The sequence below is a fragment of the Mycobacterium sp. 852014-50255_SCH5639931 genome, from assembly GCF_001665605.1.
Taxonomy (GTDB): domain Bacteria; phylum Actinomycetota; class Actinomycetes; order Mycobacteriales; family Mycobacteriaceae; genus Mycobacterium; species Mycobacterium paraffinicum.
Map to the genome: position 1 here is coordinate 17,395 of NZ_LZSV01000015.1, position 18,759 is coordinate 36,153.

Here is an 18,759-nt window from a genome sequence, read left to right on the forward strand (position 1 = left end):
GCAGTCCCGTTAGTTGGTGCTACGCAACTGGGTGCTGCCGGCCCGGCGTCCGGCGGCCTTCTTGGCCGTCGATTTGCCGGCCGCTTTCTGCGGTGCCGCCTTCTGCGGAGCGGCCTTCTGCGGCGCCGGCTCCACCGGTACCGCCTTGAGGCTCGCCTTGGCCGGCTCCCGCTTGCGGCTCAGCCGTTGCAGCAAAAGGGCGCTGCCGCCGACCGCCAGCAGCACCGGCCACTCGACCAGTCCCGCGACGCCCAGCGCGCCGAAGGCCACCGCGGCAGCCGGCGCCGAGTGGCTGCCGCTGCTCATTCCCTTTTTGACGCCCTCGGCGGCTCCGGTGACACCGCCGATGACTCCGTTGACCGCCGCGCCACCCACAGCGCCGGCGGCCGCGGTGGTCGTGGTCGCCGCGCGACTCACCGCCTGGCTCACGCCTCGTACCGCTCCGCCGATGACACTCATGCTGACTCCCTGGCTTTCTGCCTGTGCCGCGAAACCCGCGCCATAGCGAGGTATACCCGCTGAACGCTTCGTTAACGGCAAAAAAACATTGTATCTGCTTCTAACAAAAGCAAAGCCTGCCACCTTGCAAACCCGCAGACAACGAGCAGCCGCATTTAATTTGCCTGACCTTAACCTGGGTGTGTTTGCGGCGAGAATGCGCAAAACGCCATTTAGGCATGGCTAATGTCGATCAGCACCGGTGCGTGATCGCTGGCGGCCTTCCCCTTGCGTTCCTCCCGGACGATCTGGGCGTCCGTCACGCGGCCGGCCAGCTCCGGGGAGGCGAGGATGAAATCGATACGCATGCCCTGCCGTTTCGGAAACCGCAACTGGGTGTAGTCCCAGTAGGTGTATACACCCGGGCCGGGCGCGAAAGGCCTTACCACGTCGGCGAATTGCGCGTCGACGATGGCGCCGAACGCGCGGCGCTCCGGCTCGGAGACGTGGGTGGCGCCGGCATAGAACTCCGTGCTCCAGACGTCGTCGTCGGTCGGGGCGATGTTCCAGTCGCCGGCCAGCGCGATCTGCGCGGTGGGATCGTCGCGCAACCAGCCGGCCGCCGTATCGCGCAGCGCGGCAAGCCATTCCAGCTTGTAGGTGTAGTGCGGATCACCCAGCGCGCGCCCGTTGGGCACGTACAGGCTCCACACCCGGATGCCGCCGCAGGTGGCCGCCAGCGCGCGGGCCTCGGCCGTCGCGGCCACCTCCGGCTTGCTGCTCCAGGTGGGCTGGCCGTCGAAGCCGATCTGCACGTCGTCGAGACCCACTCGGGAGGCGATCGCCACGCCGTTCCACTGATTGAACCCGACATGGGCCACCTCGTAGCCGAGTTCGAAAAACGGCAGGGTGGGAAATTGCCCGTCGGAACACTTGGTCTCCTGCATGGCCAGCACGTCGACCTCGGCGCGGGCCAGCCAGTCGACGACGCGGGGCAGGCGGCTGCGGATCGAATTCACGTTCCAGGTGGCCAGCCGCATCGCTAGACCGTATCCCAGCCGAGGGAGCGGGCCGGAAAATAGCGGCGGCGATGGTGTGCCCGGAAGCCGAGCGCGGAGGCGAGCGTCATGGAATCGGTTTCCGGCACGATCAGATAGGCGCGACTCGCGCCGCGCGCCGCGGCCCAGGCCAACAGCGCCTCGCACGCCGCCGCGGTCGCCGGGTCATCGGCGGCCCCCGTGGGCGACAGCCCCACCCACCGCGTGCCGTCGGTTGCGTCGGTCACGGTCGCCCGCGCGAGCGCCAGCGCGCCGTCGGTGGCGGGTTCGACCGCTGCCGAAGCGGAGACGTCGCGGACCAGAACGCGTTCCGTGTGTTGGGCGCTCAGCCCCGGCGGCAGCGGCAACAAGCGATCCGGGATCGCCAGTCGCGGTGTCAGGCCGCGGCGCTCATACCATTCCGCGATGGCCGCAACGGTACCCAGGTGCGCCGAAACATCGAGCGGCACAGCGTAATCGACCCCACCCCCGGCGCGCAGCAGCCAGCCCTCGAGCCAGGTCCGCTCTCTGCCGGGCGACGCCGCGGCGGCCGCGTGCTCGAGCGCCCGGATCTGCGAGGTGCGTACTGGCGCGTCGGTAAGCACCCGCAGCGCGACCACGTCGTCGGCGGCCACCTCGACCACCGCGCCCGTCTTGGTCCGAACCCGCACCGCCGGCTCGACCGCCAGCAGGTGGCCCACCGCATCGGTCAGCGGCGGGACCGAGCCTTTCGGGCGCCGGTAGCGAAGCGTCACCCGCGTGCCCAGGTCCGGCCACGAGAACATCAGTGGCCGAAGGGGTCCGGCCCTTCGCCGGGTAGCCATGACAGGCCCGGGACGCCCCAGCCGTGGGACTTGACGGCGCGTTTGGCGCTGCGGGCGTGGCGACCGATCAAGCGGTCGAGGTACAGAAAGCCGTCCAGGTGACCGGTCTCGTGCTGCAGCATCCGCGCGAACAGGTCGGTGCCCTCGATTTCGACCGGCTTGCCGTCGGCATCCAGGCCGGTGACCCGGGCCCAGGTGGCGCGGCCGGTGGGGAACGACTCGCCGGGGACCGAGAGGCAGCCCTCGTCATCGGTGTCCGGATCCGGCATGGTCTCCGGTACCTCGGAGGTTTCCAGCACCGGGTTGACGACCACGCCGCGGCGGCGGTCGGTCCGGCCGCGGTCGTCGGCGCAGTCGTAGACGAAGACCCGCAACGCGACGCCGATCTGGTTGGCGGCCAGGCCGACTCCGTGCGCGGCGTCCATGGTTTCGTACATGTCGGCGATCAGCTTCGGCAGGTCCGCCGGCAACGACCCGTCGGCGCCGACGGGCACCGGCTGCGTCGGGGTGTGCAAGACCGGATCCCCGACGATCCGGATCGGTACGACTGCCATGGTCGGCTAAGCTACCGCACGCCCGTGCGGGCCGATTCCGGCCATGTTCGCCCGGGCAATCTGAGGCAATCGGCCGACTCGCGGGTCTGGATGACGGCTTGAGGGTTTGCGCCGTGGTTCAATATTCGCCGAAACACGCCCTCAGGTAAGTCAAGTCATCAGAGCAGCCGAGAATTCGCCGGAAGGGTCCAGGGGAAGCTATATGGACAGCGCCATGGCGCGGGCAAATCGATCGGGGGACGATGCCGAGATCGCAGATGGCCTCACCCGCCGCGAGCACGACATCCTCGCCTTCGAACGTCAGTGGTGGAAATTCGCGGGCGTAAAAGAAGAAGCAATCAAAGAACTGTTCTCGATGTCGGCGACACGCTACTACCAGGTGCTCAACGCGCTCGTCGATCGGCCGGAGGCGCTGGCCGCCGACCCGATGCTGGTGAAGCGGTTGCGGCGGCTGCGTGCCAGCCGCCAGAAGGCGCGGGCTGCGCGGCGCCTCGGCTTCGAGGTGACCTGACTCGCTACAGTGGGCTCGATGAAAGAGCGAGTCCCCGACTCCACGGGGCTTCCCCTGCGGGCCATGGTGATGGTGCTGTTGTTCCTGGGGGTCATTTTCCTGCTGCTCGGCTGGCAGGCGCTGGGGTCGTCCGGCAGCTCCGACGAGGACTCATCGGCCGCGGTCTCCACGTCGACCACCACCAGCTCGGCCACGCCGACGAGCACTAAGCCCGCGGGCAACCGGTCCGAGGTGCAGGTGTACAACATCTCGGCCAGGGAGGGCGTCGCCGCCCACACCAAGGATCAGCTCACGGCCGGCGGCTTCAACGTCACCAAGGTCGACAACCTGACCGTGCCGGAGGTGTCGGCCACCACGGTGTATTTCACCGACGCCGACGACGAGCACGCGACCGCCGACGCGGTGGGCAAGATCCTGGGCGCGCCGGTCGAACCCCGCATTCCCGCGCTGGCCGGCCAACCGCCCGGGGTCATCGTGCTCGTTACGGGCTGACGACCGCCGAAGCGGTTAGGCTTCCGCTATGCCTCAGCTCGCTGGTCACCGCACTGCCGTCACCATGTCCGCGCTTTCCGCAGCCACTTCCGTCGCCCTGTTGGGGGCGTGTTCGTCGCCCCAGCACGCCTCGTCCTCGCTGGGCACCACGCCGGCGGTTTGGACCGGATCGCCGGCGCCGTCGGGAACCGGGACCCCGGAGGGCGGGCCCATCGCCGCGCCGTCGGGGCCGAGCATCGTCACCCACCTGAAGGCGCCCGACGGCACCCAGGTCGCGACCGCGACCTTCCAGTTCAACAACGGCTACGCCACCGTCACCATCGAGACGACGGCCAACGGGGTCCTGACGCCCGGCTTCCACGGGGTGCACATCCACAAGGTCGGCAAGTGCGAGCCCAACTCCGTCGCCCCGACCGGTGGCGCGCCGGGTGATTTCCTGTCCGCCGGCGGGCACTTCCAAGTGTCCGGGCACGCCGCCGAGCCCGCCAGCGGTGACCTGACCTCGCTCCAGGTGCGAAAGGACGGGTCGGCGATGATGATGACCACGACGGACGCCTTCGCCATGGACGACCTGGTCACCGGCGAGAAGACCGCGATCATCATTCACGCGGGCGCCGACAACTTCGCCAACATCCCGCCGGAGCGCTACAGCCAGACCAACGGAACACCGGGGCCCGACCAGATGACGATGACCACCGGTGACGCCGGCAAGCGGGTCGCGTGCGGTGTAATCGGTGCCGGCTAACAGGGCCCACGCGCGCATCGATTTCGCCCGTTCACCGAGGCCGACCCTCGGCGTGGAGTGGGAGTTCGCGCTCGTCGACGCGCAGACCCGCGACCTGAGTAACGAGGCCACGGCGGTCATCGCCGAGATCGGCGAAAACCCGCGCGTACACAAGGAGTTGCTGCGCAACACGGTCGAAGTCGTCAGCGGTGTCTGCCATTCCACGTCGGAGGCGATGGAGGATCTGCGCGAGACCCTGGGCCCCGCGCACCGGATCGTCCGGGACCGGGGAATGGAGCTGTTCTGTGCCGGCGCACACCCGTTCGCGCAGTGGTCGACCCAGAAGCTCACCGACGCACCCCGGTACGCCGAACTGATCAAGCGCACCCAATGGTGGGGACGCCAGATGTTGATCTGGGGCGTGCACGTGCACGTCGGAATCTCCTCGGCACACAAGGTGATGCCGATCATGACGTCGTTGCTGAAGTACTACCCGCATCTGTTGGCGCTGTCGGCATCCTCGCCGTGGTGGACCGGCGTGGACACCGGGTACGCCAGCAACCGCGCGATGATGTTCCAGCAGTTGCCGACCGCCGGCCTGCCGTTCCAATTCCAGACCTGGGCGGAGTTCGAAGGCTTCGTCTACGACCAGAAGAAGACCGGCATCATCGACCATGTCGACGAAGTCCGTTGGGACATCAGGCCTTCGCCGCACCTGGGCACCATCGAGGTGCGGGTCTGTGACGGCGTGTCCAACCTGCGGGAGCTGAGCGCGCTGGTCGCGTTGACGCACTGCCTGGTGGTCGACCTGGACCGCCGGCTGGAAGCCGACGAGACGCTGCCGACCATGCCGCCGTGGCACAACCAGGAGAACAAGTGGCGCGCCGCGCGTTACGGGCTGGACGCGATCATCATCCAGGACTCCGACAGCAACGAGCGGCTGGTCACCGAGGATCTCGACGAGGTGCTGAATCGCCTTGAGCCCGTGGCAAAATCGTTGAACTGTGTCGACGAGCTGGCCGCGGTGGCCGATATCCCCAGGCGGGGCGCCTCGTACCAGCGGCAGCGCCGGGTGGCCGAGGAACACGACGGCGACCTGCGGGCCGTCGTCGACGCGCTGGTGGGCGAGCTGGAGATCTGATGGAGCTGGCGATGTTCCCGCTGGAGTCGGCCCTGCTGCCCGACCAGGACCTGCCGCTGCGGATCTTCGAGCCGCGCTACGGCGCGCTGGTCCGGCACTGCCTCGACACCGGCGACCCGTTCGGTGTGGTGCTGATCTCCCGGGGCCGCGAGGTCGGCGGCGGCGACGCGCGCTGCGATGTCGGCGTGCTGTCCCGGATCACCGAATGCGCCGAACACGGCGCGGGCCGCTACTCCATGCACTGCCGGACCGGTGAACGGATCCGGGTGTCCGAATGGCTGCCCGACGATCCCTACCCGCGCGCGACGGTGACGCTGTGGCCCGACGAGCCGGGGGACCCGGTCACCCCGGCCCAGCTGCTGGAGGTCGAGGACCGGGTGATGGCGCTGTTCGAGCGGATCGCCGACGCGCGTGGCGTGGCGCTGCCGGACCGCGCGGACCTGTTGGGCCCCGCCACGGCCGACGATCCCGGACAGCGCCTGTACGCGTTGGCGTCTCGCATCCCCATCGGCACCGCCGACCGGTACACGGTGCTGTCGGCGCCGTCGGCAGCCGAGCGCCTGGCCGCGCTCCGCGAGTCCGTGGCCGCGGTCGCCGAGGTGGTGGAGTTCCAGCTCTTCGAATAGTTCGACAGGGGAATACATGAAGGTACAGCTGCAGGTCAACGGCTCACCGGTGGATGCGGCGGCCAGCGCTGCCGACATCGCCGCGACGGGAGCCGACGGCCTGTTCACCTTCGAGGGCCAGCACGACGTGTTCTTTCCGTTGATCATCGCCGCCGGCGCGACCGGCCTGGACCTGATGACCAACGTGGCGATCGCCCCGCCGCGCAGCCCGCTGCACCTGGCGCACGCCGCCTACGACCTGCAGCTCTACAGCGGCGGCCGGTTCCGGCTCGGCCTGGGCTCACAGGTGAAGGCCCACATCGAAAAGCGTTACGGCAGTAAGTGGGAGCGCCCCGCGGCGCGGATGGCCGAAACCATTGCGGCGATCAAGGCGATCTTCGCGGCCTGGGAAGGCCGGCGCCGGCTGGACTTTCGCGGCGAGTTCTTCACCCACACCATCATGGCGCCCAACTTCAACCCGGGGCCCAACCCGTTCGGACCGCCGCCGGTGCTGCTGGGCGCGTTGGGACCGGTGATGACGCGCACCGCCGCCGAGGTTGCCGACGGGCTGCTGGTGATGCCGTTCAACAGCGCCCGCCACTTTGCCGAACGCACCGTCCCCGCGGTCGCCGACGGGCTGCGCCGGGCGGGCCGATCCTCCGACGGATTCCAGATAATCGCCCAGGCCATGGTCGCCGTCGGCCGCGACGAGGCCGACCTGGCCGCCGCGGTCGACGGTGTGGCAGCGCTCATTTCGTTCTACGGCTCGACTCCGGCCTACCTGCCCGTGCTCGAGGCCGAGGGGTGGGGCGACGTGCAGCCCGAGCTCAACGCGCTGTCCAAGCAGGGCCGCTTCGCAGACATGCGCCGGCTGATCGGCGACGAGATGGTGGCCCGGATCGGTGTCGTCGGCACGCCCGAGCAATGCGCCGAGCAGATCGCCGCCCGGTTCTCCGAGCATGCCGCCGAGGTGTGCTGTTACTTCCCGGGCTACACGCCGCGCGCCGCGGACATCGCCGACCTGATCGGCGCCCTGCACCGCGCCCCGGCCCTGCGATGAGCCGCGATCTGACGGTCGACGTCGACGCGGGCGTGGCGGTGCTCACGCTCAATCGGCCCGAGCGGCTCAACGCCTACACCGCCGAGATGGGCGCGCTGCTGGGCAGCGCGTACGCCGAGTGCGACGGCGACGACGACGTCCGGGCCATCGTCGTGACGGGGGCGGGCCGCGCCTTCTGCGCCGGGGCCGACTTCTCCGGCGACACAAGCCCATTCGACGCCCCGGCCGCGGAGTTCTCGGCGTCACCGATCACCCCGGCCGCGTTCGAGTTGCGCAAGCCGGTGATCGCCGCCCTCAACGGCCACGCGATCGGCATCGGCCTGACCATCGCCTTGCAGGCCGACCTGCGCGTCGTCGCCGAGGACGCCAAATACGGTGTGGTGCAGGTCCGCCGGGGAGTGATCCCCGACTGCATGTCGCACTGGACGCTGGCGCAGCTGACCACGCTGGGGGTGGCCGCCGACATCCTGCTCACGGGGCGAACCTTCGGCGGGACCGAGGCCGTGGCGCTCGGCATCGCAAACCGGGCCCTGCCGGCCGAGCGGGTGCTCGACCACGCTGTGGAGCTGGCGCGCGACATCGCGGCCAACGTGGCGCCGATGTCGGCGGCGCTGTGTAAGCGGCTGCTGTGGGACACCGCGATCAACAACTACACCCCGCGGCAGGTTGCCGCGCTGGAAAGCCAACTGCACCAACGGGTGATGGGCGGCGCCGACGCGCGCGAGGGGGTGTCCGCCTTTGTCGAGCGCCGGCCGCCGTCGTTCACGTCGCGGCTGTCCCGCGAGTGGAGCGAGCTGCCCCGGCCGTGAGCTCCTCGGAGAGCTCCCACCACTGGTCCGCGCGCTGCTCGTCGCGAGCGTAGGGCGCCACGGCCTGGCTGACCCGGCAGTCTTCGAGATACAGGCCGCCCCGACCGGCCAGCTCCGGGCTGACCGCCGCCCACACCTGGGTGGCCGCGCCGCGGTCGGGCGTGGTGACGTCGAGCCGCTCGCCCGTCGGTTTGCGCAGCCGCGAGAAGTCCGCCCGGGACATGTGCCGCGCGAGCGAGGTGGCCACGGTGCCGGGATGGACGGCGTAGGCGCGGATTCCCGCGTCGCGCAGGCGGCGGTCGGCTGCCACGGCGTGCAGGATGTTCGCCGTTTTCGACGCGCCGTAGGCGACGAACTTGTCGTACTCGCGGCGCTCCCAGTTGGGATCGTCGAAGTCGACGTCGCCGATGATGTGTCCCGCAGACGACAGGTTCACGATCCGGGCCCCGCCGGCGGCGGCGAGCTGCGGCACGAGGAGCCGGGTCAGTTCGAAGTGCCCGAAATGGTTGGTGCCGATCTGCATCTCGAATCCATCGCGCGTCCTGCCGAACGGTGTGAACATCACGCCGGCGTTGTTCATCAGAACGTCGATGGCCGGGGCGATCTCGCCGATGGCGGCCGCCGCCGCACGAACGGCCTCCAGCGCGTTGAGATCGAGCTCGACGATCGACGTGCGCGCGCCGGGCACCCTGGCCGCGATCCACCGCGCCGCCTCCGCCAACGCCGCGGGGTTGCGGGCGGCCAGGACGACGTGCGCGCCCGCGGCGGCCAGCGCGCGGGCCGCCTCGCGCCCCAACCCGGACGACGCGCCGGTGATCACACAGACCTTGCCGGACAGGTCGATTCCGTCGACGACGTCCAACGCGGTCGGTGGCGCGGTCATGCCGGTATACGCTGCCACACCGCGGCGCGCTTCATCAGCCGCGGCGCGACCGCCCGGTGCAGCGGGCCGACGAAAGCCCAGACCGTTCGGGCGGCGGTTTTGCGGCAGTACTGCACGCGAGTGGTGAGGCTGGCGCGCCGACCGTCCTGGCGTCGCAGCGTCAACTCGCCGAGCATCAGCGGCCCGCGTGCGGTCAGCACGAGTTCGTCGCGATCCGAACGCGCGATCGTCCAGCCGATGATGTGCTCGGGCGACGAATACGGCCCGAGGCGGAATCTCAGCACGTGGCGGTGGATCCACGGGACGACGCCGCCGCCCGCGCCCCGCCCGACCGCGTCGCGGAACGTCTGCTCGGCGGTGCGTGAGTCGCCTTGCGGGAGTGGGACTTCGAAGACGTCCGTGTAGTCGGCCCGCTCGGCGGCCGCCGCGATGCGTTTGAGCGTCCACCGGACGGCGACGCGGTGCCCGCCGGTGCCGATGACGAGCGCCCGGTAGACCTTGCCGTGCAGGCCCGGGAAGGCCGCCCAGGTCGCCGAGCGCACGCGGGTACGGCTGCCGGTCAGGGGCTCCAACTCGAACACCCACCGGTAAACCGCGAAGGGGTGCCTGCCCTTCAGCGCGAACCGCACCGGCGGCCGCGCCTCGTCCAGCGCGAAGCCGATCGGCACGGTCGACGGGTCGCCGGGGTCCCGGCACATCACCCGCAACAGCGCCGACCAGGTGTCCGCGCGCCCCGCGTCGACAGTTATGGCATGCTCATCGATATAGGGTAATCGTTCCATATAGAAGGAATGTACTAGATCGTGGCACCTCCGCGAAAGCACGAAACCGATGTGATTCTCGACGCCGCCCGGACGCTGGTGCTCGACGGCGGACCGCGCGCGGCCAGCGTCGCGGCCATCGCCAAGACCAGCGGCGCCCCCGCGGGCACCCTCTATCACCGATTCGGCAACCGCGACGGCATCCTGACGGCGGCGTGGCTGCGCGCGCTCGAACGCTTCCAGGCGAGGGCGCTGGCCGCCCACGGCGAAACCCCGGCGGACACCGCGATAGCCATGGCCGTAGCCGCCGTCAGCTTCGCGCGCGAGCTGCCGGACGACGCCCGGCTGTTGTTGACGATCCGGCCCGGCGACCTGCTCGACGAGGAGCCCGACGCGGAGTTCCAGCGGACGCTGGCCGCGATGAACGCCCCACTGACCGAGCGGGTCGCGGTGTTGGCCCGGCAGCTGTATGGAAACGACAAGCCCCGGTCCGTCGACGCCGTCGCGCGTGCGGTCGCGGACCTGCCCTATGCGGTGGTCCGGCGCCACGCCCACGACGACCCGATGCCCGACTGGCTGGAAGCAGACGTCGCGGCGTCGGTGTTGGCCGTGCTACGGAGCTTTGGCGAACGCCCGTAGCGCCTCCACCTGCGTGGGATCCAATGAGGGGCGCACGATTTGGCGCGCGGCCGCGATGTCGGCGGCCGTCACGTCGGTGGCATCGATGGACCGCCGCATCGCGGTCAGCGCCGCCTCCCGCAGCAGCGCCACGCAGTCGGCGGCGCTGTAGCCGTCGAGCCCGGCGGCCACCTCGTCGAGGTCGACGTCGTCGCTCAGCGGGACGGATTTTCCTGCGGTGTGCAGGATTTCGCGGCGAGCGGCGGCGTCGGGCGGTTCGACGAACACCCGCCGCTCCAGCCGGCCCGGGCGCAGCAAGGCCGGGTCGATCAGGTCGGGCCGGTTGGTGGCGCCCAGCACGACGACGTCGCGCAGGGGATTGACGCCGTCGAGCTCGGTCAGCAGCGCGGCCACCACCCGATCGGTCACGCCCGAGTCGAAGCTCTGCCCGCGCCGAGGCGCCAGCGCGTCGATCTCGTCGAGGAACACCAGAGACGGGGCCGAGTCGCGGGCACGCCGAAACAGTTCGCGGACGGCCTTTTCCGAGCTGCCCACCCACTTGTCCATCAGCTCGGACCCCTTGACGGCGTGCACGGACAGCTGCCCGGTGCTGGCCAGCGCGCGCACGACGAAGGTCTTGCCGCATCCGGGCGGCCCGTAGAGCAGCACCCCGCGCGGCGGTTCGACACCCAACCGGGCGAAAGTGTCGGGATGCTGCAGCGGCCACAACACGGCCTCGGTCAGCGCCTGCCGGGCCTCGGCCATGTCGCCGACGTCGTTGAGCGTGACATTGCCGACGGTCACTTCCTCGCTGCCCGACCGGGACAGCGGCCGGATGACGGTCAGCGCGCCGACGAGATCGTCCTGGTTCAGCTCGGGTGGCCGGCCGTCGGTGCTGGCCCGCGACGCCGCGCGCAGCGCCGCCTCCCGCAGCAGCGCCGCCAGGTCGGCAACCACGAAACCCGGTGTACGCGCGGCGATCCCGTTGAGATCCAGGGCGCCGGCCGGCACCGATTTCAGCAGCGACTCCAGCAGCGCCTTGCGGGTGCCGGCGTCGGGAAGGGGCAGGCTCAGCTCCCGGTCGCACAGGTCCGGCGCGCGCAGCCGGGCATCGAGCTGGTCGGTCCTCGCCGAGGTGGCGATCAGCGCGACGCCCTCGGTCGCCACCGCGGTTCGCAGCTCGCCCAGGATCAGGGCGGCCACCGGCTCGGGGGTGGCCGGCAGCAGGGCGTCGACGTCGGTGATCAGCAGGACGCCACCGCCGTCACGGACGGCCTGCACCGCCGAACTCACGGTCTTGAGCCGGTCTTCGGCGTTCAGCGCGCCGACCTCCGGGCCGTCCAGTTTCACCAGCCTGCGGCCGTCGCACACCGCGCGCACCAGCGTCACCTTGCCGACGCCGGCCGGACCCGACACCAGCACACCGAGGTTGGCGCCCGCGCCCAACGTCTTGAGCAGGTGCGGTTCGTCGAGGGCGAGCTTGAGCCACTCGGCGAGCTTGGCGGCCTGTGGCTGCGATCCCTTGAGCTCCTCGACGACGGTCTCCGGGCTGGCGACGTCGACGAAGTCCTGCGCCGGCGCGACCGTGGTCGGCACGCCGACACCCCAGGTGACCAGCGAGTTGGGCTGCACGCTGACCGGGCCCGTCGGGTCGACGCCGGTGACGGTCAGCAGCTCGGACGTCCAGCTGATTCCCACCGAGGCGGCCAGCGCGCGGGCGGCGGCCGACGTCGAGAACGGCGGGCCGAGGTCGCGGGGCAGCAGCGACACGGCGTCGCCGACGGTCAGCACCTTGCCGAGCAGCGCCTGCCGCAACGTGACCGGCGAGATCGACTGGCTGGCCAGCGACGAGCCGGACAGCGTCACCGACCGGGCGCCGTAGACGGTGACCACGCCGACGATCACCGGGTTGCCCTCGCGCAGCCCGGTGTTGGACAACGTCACGTCGTCGAGCAGCACCGTGCCGACCGGCGTGTCCGGCCCGGCGAGGGCCGCCACCGCCGCGGTGGTCCGCGAGCCGGTCAGCGCCACCGCGTCCCACTCCCGAATGCCAAGCGCGGCAACGGCGCTCGGATGCAATCGGACGACGCCGCGGCGCGAGTCCACGGCGGAGGTGTTCAACCGCGCGGTGAGCGTGAGCTGACGGGCCGCATCCTCACCCGGCCGGCTCATGGCAGGCGCCCGCCCGGTTTGCGCAGCCCCAGCCGCGCCATCGACCGGCGGTTCGGTTGCGCCCGGCGGATCGCGCGCCGCGCGGCGCGGCGCTGCTTGGGCTTGTCGGCCCACGCCTCGGGGTGCGCGGCCAGCCAGCGCTGGTTGCGGACCGCGAACGGCACGTGGCACAGGTAGGCGATGATGATGACCCAGATCAGGATGTAGGGCGCCAGCACCGCCGCGGCCGCGCAGATCGCCAGCAGGGCCAACAGCGGCGCGGCCCAGCTGGGCGGCACCGCCGCGGCGTGCATCTTGCGCATCGGGATCTTGCTGATCATCAGCATCGACGTCCCCGCGATCCAGATGCACAGGAACGTCGTCGACGTCCACCAGCCCTCACCGAACTGCAATTTGAGTCCGATCAGGCCGATCATCGACACCGCGCCCGCCGGCGCGGGCATGCCGACGAAGAACTCGTGGGTGTAGGCGGGCTGACTGCCGTCCGCCTGCAGCGCGTTGTACCGGGCCAGCCGCAACACGACGCACACCGCGTAGAGCAGGATCACCACCCAACCGGCCGGCGACTTCCCCAGCAGCGTCACGTAGAGCACGATCGCCGGCGTGACACCGAAGTTCACCGCGTCGGCCAGCGAATCGATCTCCTCGCCCATGCGGGACTGGGCATCCAGGATGCGGGCCACCCGGCCGTCCAGGCCGTCCAGAATGGCCGCCGCGGCGATCAACGCCATCGCGGCCTTCGGCTGGTGCTCGAGGGCGAACCGGATCGAGGTCAGGCCCGCGCAGATGGACAACACGGTCATCGCGCTCGGCAGGATCTGCAGGTTGACCGACGGCCTGCCGCGCGGCTTGCTGATCATGACAGCTCGGCCAGCACGGTTTCGCCGGCGATCGCGCGCTGCCCGACTTGGACCAGCGGCTCGGCGCCCGGCGGCAGATAGGTGTCGAGCCGGGAGCCGAACCGGATCAGCCCGTAGGTGTCACCGATCGTCAGCTTGTCGCCGACGCGCGCGTCGCAGATGATGCGCCGCGCCAACAGCCCGGCGACCTGCACCGCCACCACCTCCGCGCCGGTGGCCGTCCGGATCCGCAGACTGGTGCGCTCGTTCTCGGTGCTGGCCGCGGCCAGGTCGGCCGACCCGAACCGGCCGGGCCGGTGCTGCATGGCGATCACCTCGCCGCTCACCGGTGCGCGCTGCACGTGGGCGTCCAGCAGCGACAGGAAGATGCTGACCCGCGGGAGCGGCGCGTCGCCCATGCCGAGTTCGGTGGGCGGGGCGGCGGAATCGATCACGCACACCACCCCGTCGGCGGGCGCGACGATCGCGCCCGGCCGGGTCGGCGGCACCCGCGGCGGATGGCGGAAGAACCCCGCGCAGGCGCCCGCCGCCAGGAGGCCGGCCCGCCGGATCCACCGGTGCCTGCGGCCGGCCAGCGCCACCGCCAGGCCGCCGGCGATGAACGGGCGGCCGGCCGGGTGTACCGGCGGAATGGTCGAGCGCACCAACTCCAACGCGTGCTGCGGGCTGAACGTTGGATCCTCGGCGGTGGGGCCGATAGGGCGGGGGCGTCGTGCCACGCGGCCATCTTACGAAAGGCGCGGCCGGTTGGTTCGGGCCCGCAGGGGGAAAGCCCACCTTCGATATGCATCCGAATGACGATTGGGCGCCGCGGCTGCGCCCGGCGAAGATCGCCGTCACCGCCGTATTCATCGCCCACGCCGTGGGGTTCTCCTCGTGGGCCGCCCACATCCCCGCCGTCAAGGCCGACCTCGGCCTGTCCGACGCGGCGCTGGGAACGGCGCTGTTCGGTGCGCCCCTGGGGTCGGTCGTGGCCACGCTGGGCAGCCACTGGGCGCTGCCGCGCTGGGGAAGCCACCGGCTGATCCCGGTGACGGCCGCCGGCTACGCCCTCGCGGGCACGACGGTGGGGCTGGCCCGCTCCGGGCCCTGGCTGTTTGCGGCGCTGGCGTTGTGGGGGATGTTCCAGGGCGGGCTGGACGTCGCGATGAACACCCAAGCCGGCACTGTCGAGCGCCTGGCGCGGGCGCCGATCATGGCCCGCTTCCACGGCATGTGGAGCCTCGGCGCGTTACTGGGCGCCCTGATCGGCGCGGCATGCATCGGCGCGGGGATCGGTCTGACGCCCCAGCTGGCGGCGGTCGGGCTCGTGGTCCTGGTCGTCGTCGGGGCGCTGACCCGGCGGCTGATTCCGGACCGGGCGGGCGGGGCCGCGGAATCGCCCGCCAAAGGGGCCTGGCTGACGCGGACGGTGGCGATCCTCGCGGCGGTGGCCTTCGTGTCGTTCCTGTGCGAGGGCGCCGCCACCGACTGGTCGGCCAACTACCTGCGCAACGTCGTCGGCGCGGGTCCCGGAGTCGCCGCGTTGAGCTACGCGGCGTACACGCTGACGATGGTCGTCACCCGGCTGGGCGCGATACGCCTGCACGCGCGGGTGTCGGCCCGCCGGCTGCTGCCCGCCCTCGCGCTGTTCGCCGCGGCGGGCATGGGTGTGACGCTGGCAACCGCCAATCCCGTTGTCAGCGTTGTTGGATTCGCGTGTCTGGGGGTCGGCGTGGCGCTGCTGGTGCCCACCGCATTCAGCGCGGCCTACGGCGCGGGCGGTGCGGGCTCGGCGATCGCCATCGTCGCGGCGACGGGCTGGCTGGGCTACCTGCTGGGGCCGCCGCTGATCGGCCACCTGGCCGACCGGGTCGGATTGGCCGCGGCCCTGGTGACGATCCCGGTGCTGATGACCGTCGTCGCCGTCGCCATTCGCTGCGCCACCGCCTTTGACCGGGCCGACGAATTCCACCGGCAGGTGGCCACCCCCGCGGCCTAGGGCTAGGCGAGATCCCACACCTGCAGCTCGGTCCCCTCGGACACCTCGACGACGTCCTCGGGGATGTCCAGCAGCGCGTTCGCCGACGCCAGCCACCGCAGGTGGTGCGAGGCGGGCGGGCCGTAACTGGTGACGGTGCCGGCGGCGCGGTCCAGCACCGCGCGGCGGAACTGCCGCTTGCCGCGCGGCGAGGTCAACGACTCGGTGAGCACCGCGGCCCGGTGCGGGCGTTCCGGGTCGGGCATGCCCATGGCTTTGCGCAGCGCGGGCCGGATGAACACCTCGAAGGACACCAGGGCGCTGACCGGGTTGCCGGGCAGGGTGACGATCGTCGCGCCGGCCACCCGGCCGATGCCCTGCGGCATCCCGGGCTGCATCGCCACCTTGACGAACTCCACACCCTGGTCGCCCTCGCGGCCGAACGCGTCCTTGACCACCTCGTAGGCGCCGGCGCTGACCCCGCCGCTGGTGATGATCAGGTCTGCCTCGCCGGCATGCTTGTGGATGAGCGAACTGAACTGTGCGACATCGTCTTCGGCGGTCGCCGCCTCGATCACGTCGGCGCCCGCGTCGCGGACGGCGCCGGCCAGCATGATCGAGTTGGACTCGTAGATCTGCCCCGGCCGCAGCGGGTTGCCCGGCGCCACCAGCTCCGACCCGGTCGATATCACCAGCACGCGTTGGCGCGGGAGCACGGGCAGCTCGGCCATTCCCAGCGCCGCGGCCAGGCCGAGCACGGCAGGCGTCACCACCTGGCCGCGCCGCAGGACGGTGGTGCCAGGGGCGACGTCCTCGCCCGCACGCCGGATGTGCTTGCCGGCCTCGCGCGGCGCGCGGATCGACACGACATCCACGCCGCCGTCGGTGTCTTCGACGGGCACGACGGCCGTCGCCCCGGCCGGCAGCGGCGCGCCGGTCATGATGCGGTGCGCGGTGTTCGGTTGCAACGTCAACTCGTCGGTGCGCCCGGCCGGAATGTCCTCGGCGACCTCGAGCACCACCGGGTTCTCGGGCGTGGCGCCGGAGGTATCCTCGGCGCGCACCGCGTATCCGTCCATCGCGGAGTTGTCGAAGACCGGTAGCGCCAGCCGCGCGACCACGTCGTCGGCCAGGACCAGGCCCTGCGCCTCGGCCAGCGCGGCGGTGGCCGCCGGCCGGGGACGGATCAATTCGGCTACGACGCGCTGATGTTCTTCGACCGACCGCACCCGGCCATTATCGGCCCGTCGGATTGCGAAGCTGACCCCGGTGAGTTGTTCGGACACGGGCCAGAGCCGGCGTTGCAGCTCCTCGTCGTGGGACTGCGCGCCAAAAGTACCCATCTCGTTGGGGGTGGCGGCGCTTCGACGTACAGTCGAGAACGTGATTACCGGAATGGCCCACACGGGGGTGTGTGTTCCGGATTGCGAGGCGGCCGTGGCGTTTTACCGAGACGTATTGGGCCTGCGTGTGCTCTCGCCGCCCTATGTGATGACCGGTAACGCCATTCGCGACGACATGGGCGAGCTGGTGGGAGACCCCAGCATGAAGGCGGCCATCGTGGGGTTGCCGGGCGACGGCGATCGCGTGCTCGAGGTCATCGAATACCTCGGCGCGCAACCGGACGGGCACGCCGGCGGCAGGGCGCTGACCGACCACGGGCTGTCCCACGTCGGGCTCATCTGTGAGGACATCGACGCCACCCGGGCGGAGCTCGAGGGCAAGGGCGTGCGCTTTCTGGTCGCGGGAATCGCGGAGGTCGCGCGGGTTCGCACCACGTGGTTCGTCGACCCCTGGGGCGTGGTGTTCATCCTGGTGGAGAAGAGCCGCCCGCAGCGACCGTACTTCTCGCAATGGGCGTGAAGCCGACCGTCGGGATCATCGGCGCGGGCGCCGGCGGCATCGCCATGGGCATCCAGCTGGCCGAGGGCGGCTACGAGTTCGCCATCTTCGACCGCGCCGACGGATTCGGCGGGACCTGGCGCCACAACACCTTTCCGGGCGCGGCGTGCGACGTCCCGTCGCACCTGTACTCGTATTCCTTCGCGCCCAACCCGCGGTGGAGCAAGACGTACGCCAACCAGCCCGAGATCCTGGCGTACCTGGAAAAGGTGGCCGCCGGGCACGGGTTGGGCGCGCGCCTGCGGGCCAACACCGCGATTGTCGCCGTGCGCTGGTCGGACACCCGGCGCCGCTGGACGCTTACCGACGGCGACGGGCGCGAGCACGAATTCGACATGGTGGTCAGCGCCGTCGGGATGCTCGACGTGCCCCACGTCCCGGAGATTCCCGGCGCGCGGCGGTTCCGGGGGCGCCAATTCCATTCGGCCCGTTGGGATCACAGCAAGTCGACGGCCGGGGAGCGGGTGGCGTCCATCGGCACGGGCGCCAGCGCGATCCAGTACGTGCCCGCGATAGCGCGAAAGACCGCGCACCTGACCGTGTTTCAGCGGACCCCGATCTGGATCGCGCCCCGATTCGACTTCCCGTTCACCCCCGAGCAGCATGAGCTGTTCGAGCGCGACCCCGCGATGGCGCGCAAGCTCAGGGACGAGGCCTTCGACGCCTACGAGTCGGCCAGCTTCGACGTCGAACATGCCCAGACGCGGGAGGCGACCGAGCTGGCCCGCAGTTACCTCATGCGCAAGGTCGCCGACCCCGAGCTGCGGGCCAAGCTGATGCCGGACTATCCCGCCGGCTGCAAGCGGCCGCTGATGTCACGCGAGTGGTACCCCACCTTCGCGTTGCCCCACGTCTCCCTGGAGACCACCGCCATCGCCGAGCTGACCGAGCGGGGGGTACGCACCGCGGACGGCGTCGAGCACCGCGTGGACACCATCATCTACGGCACCGGATTCAAGGCCGCCGATTATCTGGCGAGTATCGACGTGTACGGCACCGGCGGTCGACGCCTGGCCGACGACTGGAGCGGCGGCGCCGAGGCGTACCTGGGCACGCTGGTGGCCGGGTACCCCAACTTCTTCACGCTGTATGGCCCCAACACGAACGGCGTCAACTCGATCATCTACATCCACGAGGCGCAGACGACCTTCGTCCGCCGCATCCTCGACGCGATGAACGGCAGCGGCGCGCGCACGGTGGAGGTGACACTCGCGGCGCAGCGCCGGTATAACGACGAGATCCAGGCCGCGATGGCGGGCAAGGTCTGGCTGGCGTGCAGCAACTACTTCCGCCATCCCAGCGGGAAGGTGGTCACGCAATTGCCTTACAGCGGGCGGATTTTCTTCGAGCGCACCCGCGAGTTGGTCGACGCCGACTACCGCTTCGGTCGGTGACCGGTCGGCGGCCT

General features: G+C 70.8%; 21 protein-coding genes and 1 pseudogene. 11 read left to right on the forward strand and 11 right to left on the reverse strand.

Going from position 1 to position 18,759, the window contains the following annotated elements; translation table 11 throughout:
- Nucleotides 1-9: 9 nt before the first annotated feature.
- The 4 genes from A5758_RS07530 to A5758_RS07545 form a co-directional block, all read right to left on the reverse strand.
- Nucleotides 10-459 (reverse strand): hypothetical protein, encoded by a 450-nt coding sequence (locus A5758_RS07530; protein WP_067202112.1) that lies wholly within the window; start codon nucleotides 457-459, stop codon nucleotides 10-12.
- Nucleotides 460-671: 212 nt separating this feature from the next.
- Nucleotides 672-1,478, reverse strand: a complete 807-nt coding sequence (locus A5758_RS07535) for an exodeoxyribonuclease III (RefSeq protein ID WP_067738482.1) — start codon at nucleotides 1,476-1,478, stop codon at nucleotides 672-674.
- 2 nt (nucleotides 1,479-1,480) lie between these two features.
- Nucleotides 1,481-2,260, reverse strand: a complete 780-nt coding sequence (locus A5758_RS07540) for a GCN5 family acetyltransferase (protein ID WP_067738485.1) — start codon at nucleotides 2,258-2,260, stop codon at nucleotides 1,481-1,483.
- On the reverse strand, nucleotides 2,260-2,853 hold the full coding sequence (locus tag A5758_RS07545) for a peptide deformylase (RefSeq protein WP_067738488.1): 594 nt from the start codon (nucleotides 2,851-2,853) through the stop codon (nucleotides 2,260-2,262). The genes A5758_RS07540 and A5758_RS07545 overlap by 1 nt, the downstream gene beginning before the upstream one ends.
- A gap of 202 nt (nucleotides 2,854-3,055) precedes the next feature.
- On the opposite strand from A5758_RS07545, the gene A5758_RS07550 reads away from it, so the two are divergent.
- The 7 genes from A5758_RS07550 to A5758_RS07580 are packed head-to-tail and all read left to right on the forward strand — an operon-like array spanning nucleotide 3,056 to nucleotide 8,195.
- Nucleotides 3,056-3,364: a DUF3263 domain-containing protein gene (locus tag A5758_RS07550; protein ID WP_007167558.1), complete on the forward strand. Its 309-nt coding sequence runs from the start codon at nucleotides 3,056-3,058 to the stop codon at nucleotides 3,362-3,364.
- Between the two features lie 18 nt (nucleotides 3,365-3,382).
- Complete coding sequence (locus A5758_RS07555; RefSeq protein WP_067202100.1) at nucleotides 3,383-3,856, forward strand: LytR C-terminal domain-containing protein; 474 nt, start codon at nucleotides 3,383-3,385, stop codon at nucleotides 3,854-3,856.
- A gap of 28 nt (nucleotides 3,857-3,884) precedes the next feature.
- The gene (locus A5758_RS07560; RefSeq protein WP_067738491.1) at nucleotides 3,885-4,601 is read left to right on the forward strand and encodes a superoxide dismutase family protein; all 717 of its coding nucleotides are present in this window, start codon (nucleotides 3,885-3,887) and stop codon (nucleotides 4,599-4,601) included.
- Entirely contained in the window at nucleotides 4,591-5,721 is a 1,131-nt protein-coding gene (locus A5758_RS07565) for a glutamate--cysteine ligase (RefSeq protein ID WP_067738494.1), read from the forward strand. Before A5758_RS07560 ends, A5758_RS07565 begins: the two co-directional genes overlap by 11 nt.
- Nucleotides 5,721-6,347, forward strand: a complete 627-nt coding sequence (locus tag A5758_RS07570; protein ID WP_067738497.1) for an LON peptidase substrate-binding domain-containing protein — start codon at nucleotides 5,721-5,723, stop codon at nucleotides 6,345-6,347. Before A5758_RS07565 ends, A5758_RS07570 begins: the two co-directional genes overlap by 1 nt.
- Nucleotides 6,348-6,363: 16 nt before the next feature.
- Nucleotides 6,364-7,386, forward strand: a complete 1,023-nt coding sequence (locus A5758_RS07575) for a TIGR03617 family F420-dependent LLM class oxidoreductase (RefSeq protein ID WP_067738500.1) — start codon at nucleotides 6,364-6,366, stop codon at nucleotides 7,384-7,386.
- A complete protein-coding gene (locus A5758_RS07580; protein ID WP_067738503.1) occupies nucleotides 7,383-8,195 on the forward strand; it encodes an enoyl-CoA hydratase/isomerase family protein in 813 nt (270 codons plus the stop codon). Before A5758_RS07575 ends, A5758_RS07580 begins: the two co-directional genes overlap by 4 nt.
- Here A5758_RS07580 and A5758_RS07585 read toward each other — a convergent pair.
- Together A5758_RS07585 and A5758_RS07590 are read right to left on the reverse strand one after the other, a co-directional pair.
- Nucleotides 8,149-9,078 (reverse strand): SDR family NAD(P)-dependent oxidoreductase, encoded by a 930-nt coding sequence (locus A5758_RS07585; protein WP_067738506.1) that lies wholly within the window; start codon nucleotides 9,076-9,078, stop codon nucleotides 8,149-8,151. The two genes, A5758_RS07580 and A5758_RS07585, sit on opposite strands and share 47 nt — an antisense overlap.
- Complete coding sequence (locus tag A5758_RS07590) at nucleotides 9,075-9,860, reverse strand: DUF2867 domain-containing protein (RefSeq protein WP_067738509.1); 786 nt, start codon at nucleotides 9,858-9,860, stop codon at nucleotides 9,075-9,077. Before A5758_RS07590 ends, A5758_RS07585 begins: the two co-directional genes overlap by 4 nt.
- A 21-nt stretch (nucleotides 9,861-9,881) precedes the next feature.
- Here A5758_RS07590 and A5758_RS07595 point away from each other — a divergent pair, with 21 nt between their 5' ends.
- On the forward strand, nucleotides 9,882-10,478 hold the full coding sequence (locus A5758_RS07595; protein WP_067738513.1) for a TetR/AcrR family transcriptional regulator: 597 nt from the start codon (nucleotides 9,882-9,884) through the stop codon (nucleotides 10,476-10,478).
- On the opposite strand, the gene A5758_RS07600 is transcribed toward A5758_RS07595, so the two are convergent.
- Genes A5758_RS07600 through A5758_RS07610 form a run of 3 tightly spaced genes read right to left on the reverse strand, consistent with a single transcriptional unit; the run spans nucleotide 10,452 to nucleotide 14,208 of the window.
- Nucleotides 10,452-12,629, reverse strand: coding sequence for an AAA family ATPase (locus tag A5758_RS07600; protein WP_067738516.1), 2,178 nt, complete (start codon nucleotides 12,627-12,629; stop codon nucleotides 10,452-10,454). The two genes, A5758_RS07595 and A5758_RS07600, sit on opposite strands and share 27 nt — an antisense overlap.
- Nucleotides 12,626-13,489, reverse strand: coding sequence for a CDP-diacylglycerol--serine O-phosphatidyltransferase (pssA, locus tag A5758_RS07605; RefSeq protein ID WP_067738519.1), 864 nt, complete (start codon nucleotides 13,487-13,489; stop codon nucleotides 12,626-12,628). The genes A5758_RS07600 and pssA overlap by 4 nt, the downstream gene beginning before the upstream one ends.
- Complete coding sequence (locus tag A5758_RS07610) at nucleotides 13,486-14,208, reverse strand: phosphatidylserine decarboxylase (protein ID WP_067738531.1); 723 nt, start codon at nucleotides 14,206-14,208, stop codon at nucleotides 13,486-13,488. Before A5758_RS07610 ends, pssA begins: the two co-directional genes overlap by 4 nt.
- A 65-nt stretch (nucleotides 14,209-14,273) precedes the next feature.
- Between A5758_RS07610 and A5758_RS07615 the strand changes: the two genes are divergently transcribed.
- The gene (locus A5758_RS07615) at nucleotides 14,274-15,470 is read left to right on the forward strand and encodes an MFS transporter (RefSeq protein ID WP_067738534.1); all 1,197 of its coding nucleotides are present in this window, start codon (nucleotides 14,274-14,276) and stop codon (nucleotides 15,468-15,470) included.
- A gap of 2 nt (nucleotides 15,471-15,472) precedes the next feature.
- Here A5758_RS07615 and glp read toward each other — a convergent pair whose 3' ends face one another.
- Nucleotides 15,473-16,678 carry a gephyrin-like molybdotransferase Glp gene (gene glp / locus A5758_RS07620; RefSeq protein WP_067738629.1) on the reverse strand — a complete coding sequence of 402 codons (1,206 nt, stop codon included), beginning with the start codon at nucleotides 16,676-16,678 and terminating at the stop codon, nucleotides 15,473-15,475.
- Between the two features lie 21 nt (nucleotides 16,679-16,699).
- Nucleotides 16,700-16,777, reverse strand: a pseudogene (locus A5758_RS26500) (hypothetical protein); the annotation flags it as partial.
- Nucleotides 16,778-16,832: 55 nt separating this feature from the next.
- Here A5758_RS26500 and A5758_RS07625 point away from each other — a divergent pair.
- Together A5758_RS07625 and A5758_RS07630 are read left to right on the forward strand one after the other, a co-directional pair.
- The gene (locus A5758_RS07625; protein ID WP_067738543.1) at nucleotides 16,833-17,312 is read left to right on the forward strand and encodes a VOC family protein; all 480 of its coding nucleotides are present in this window, start codon (nucleotides 16,833-16,835) and stop codon (nucleotides 17,310-17,312) included.
- On the forward strand, nucleotides 17,303-18,745 hold the full coding sequence (locus tag A5758_RS07630; protein ID WP_067738546.1) for an NAD(P)/FAD-dependent oxidoreductase: 1,443 nt from the start codon (nucleotides 17,303-17,305) through the stop codon (nucleotides 18,743-18,745). Before A5758_RS07625 ends, A5758_RS07630 begins: the two co-directional genes overlap by 10 nt.
- Nucleotides 18,746-18,759: the final 14 nt, after the last annotated feature.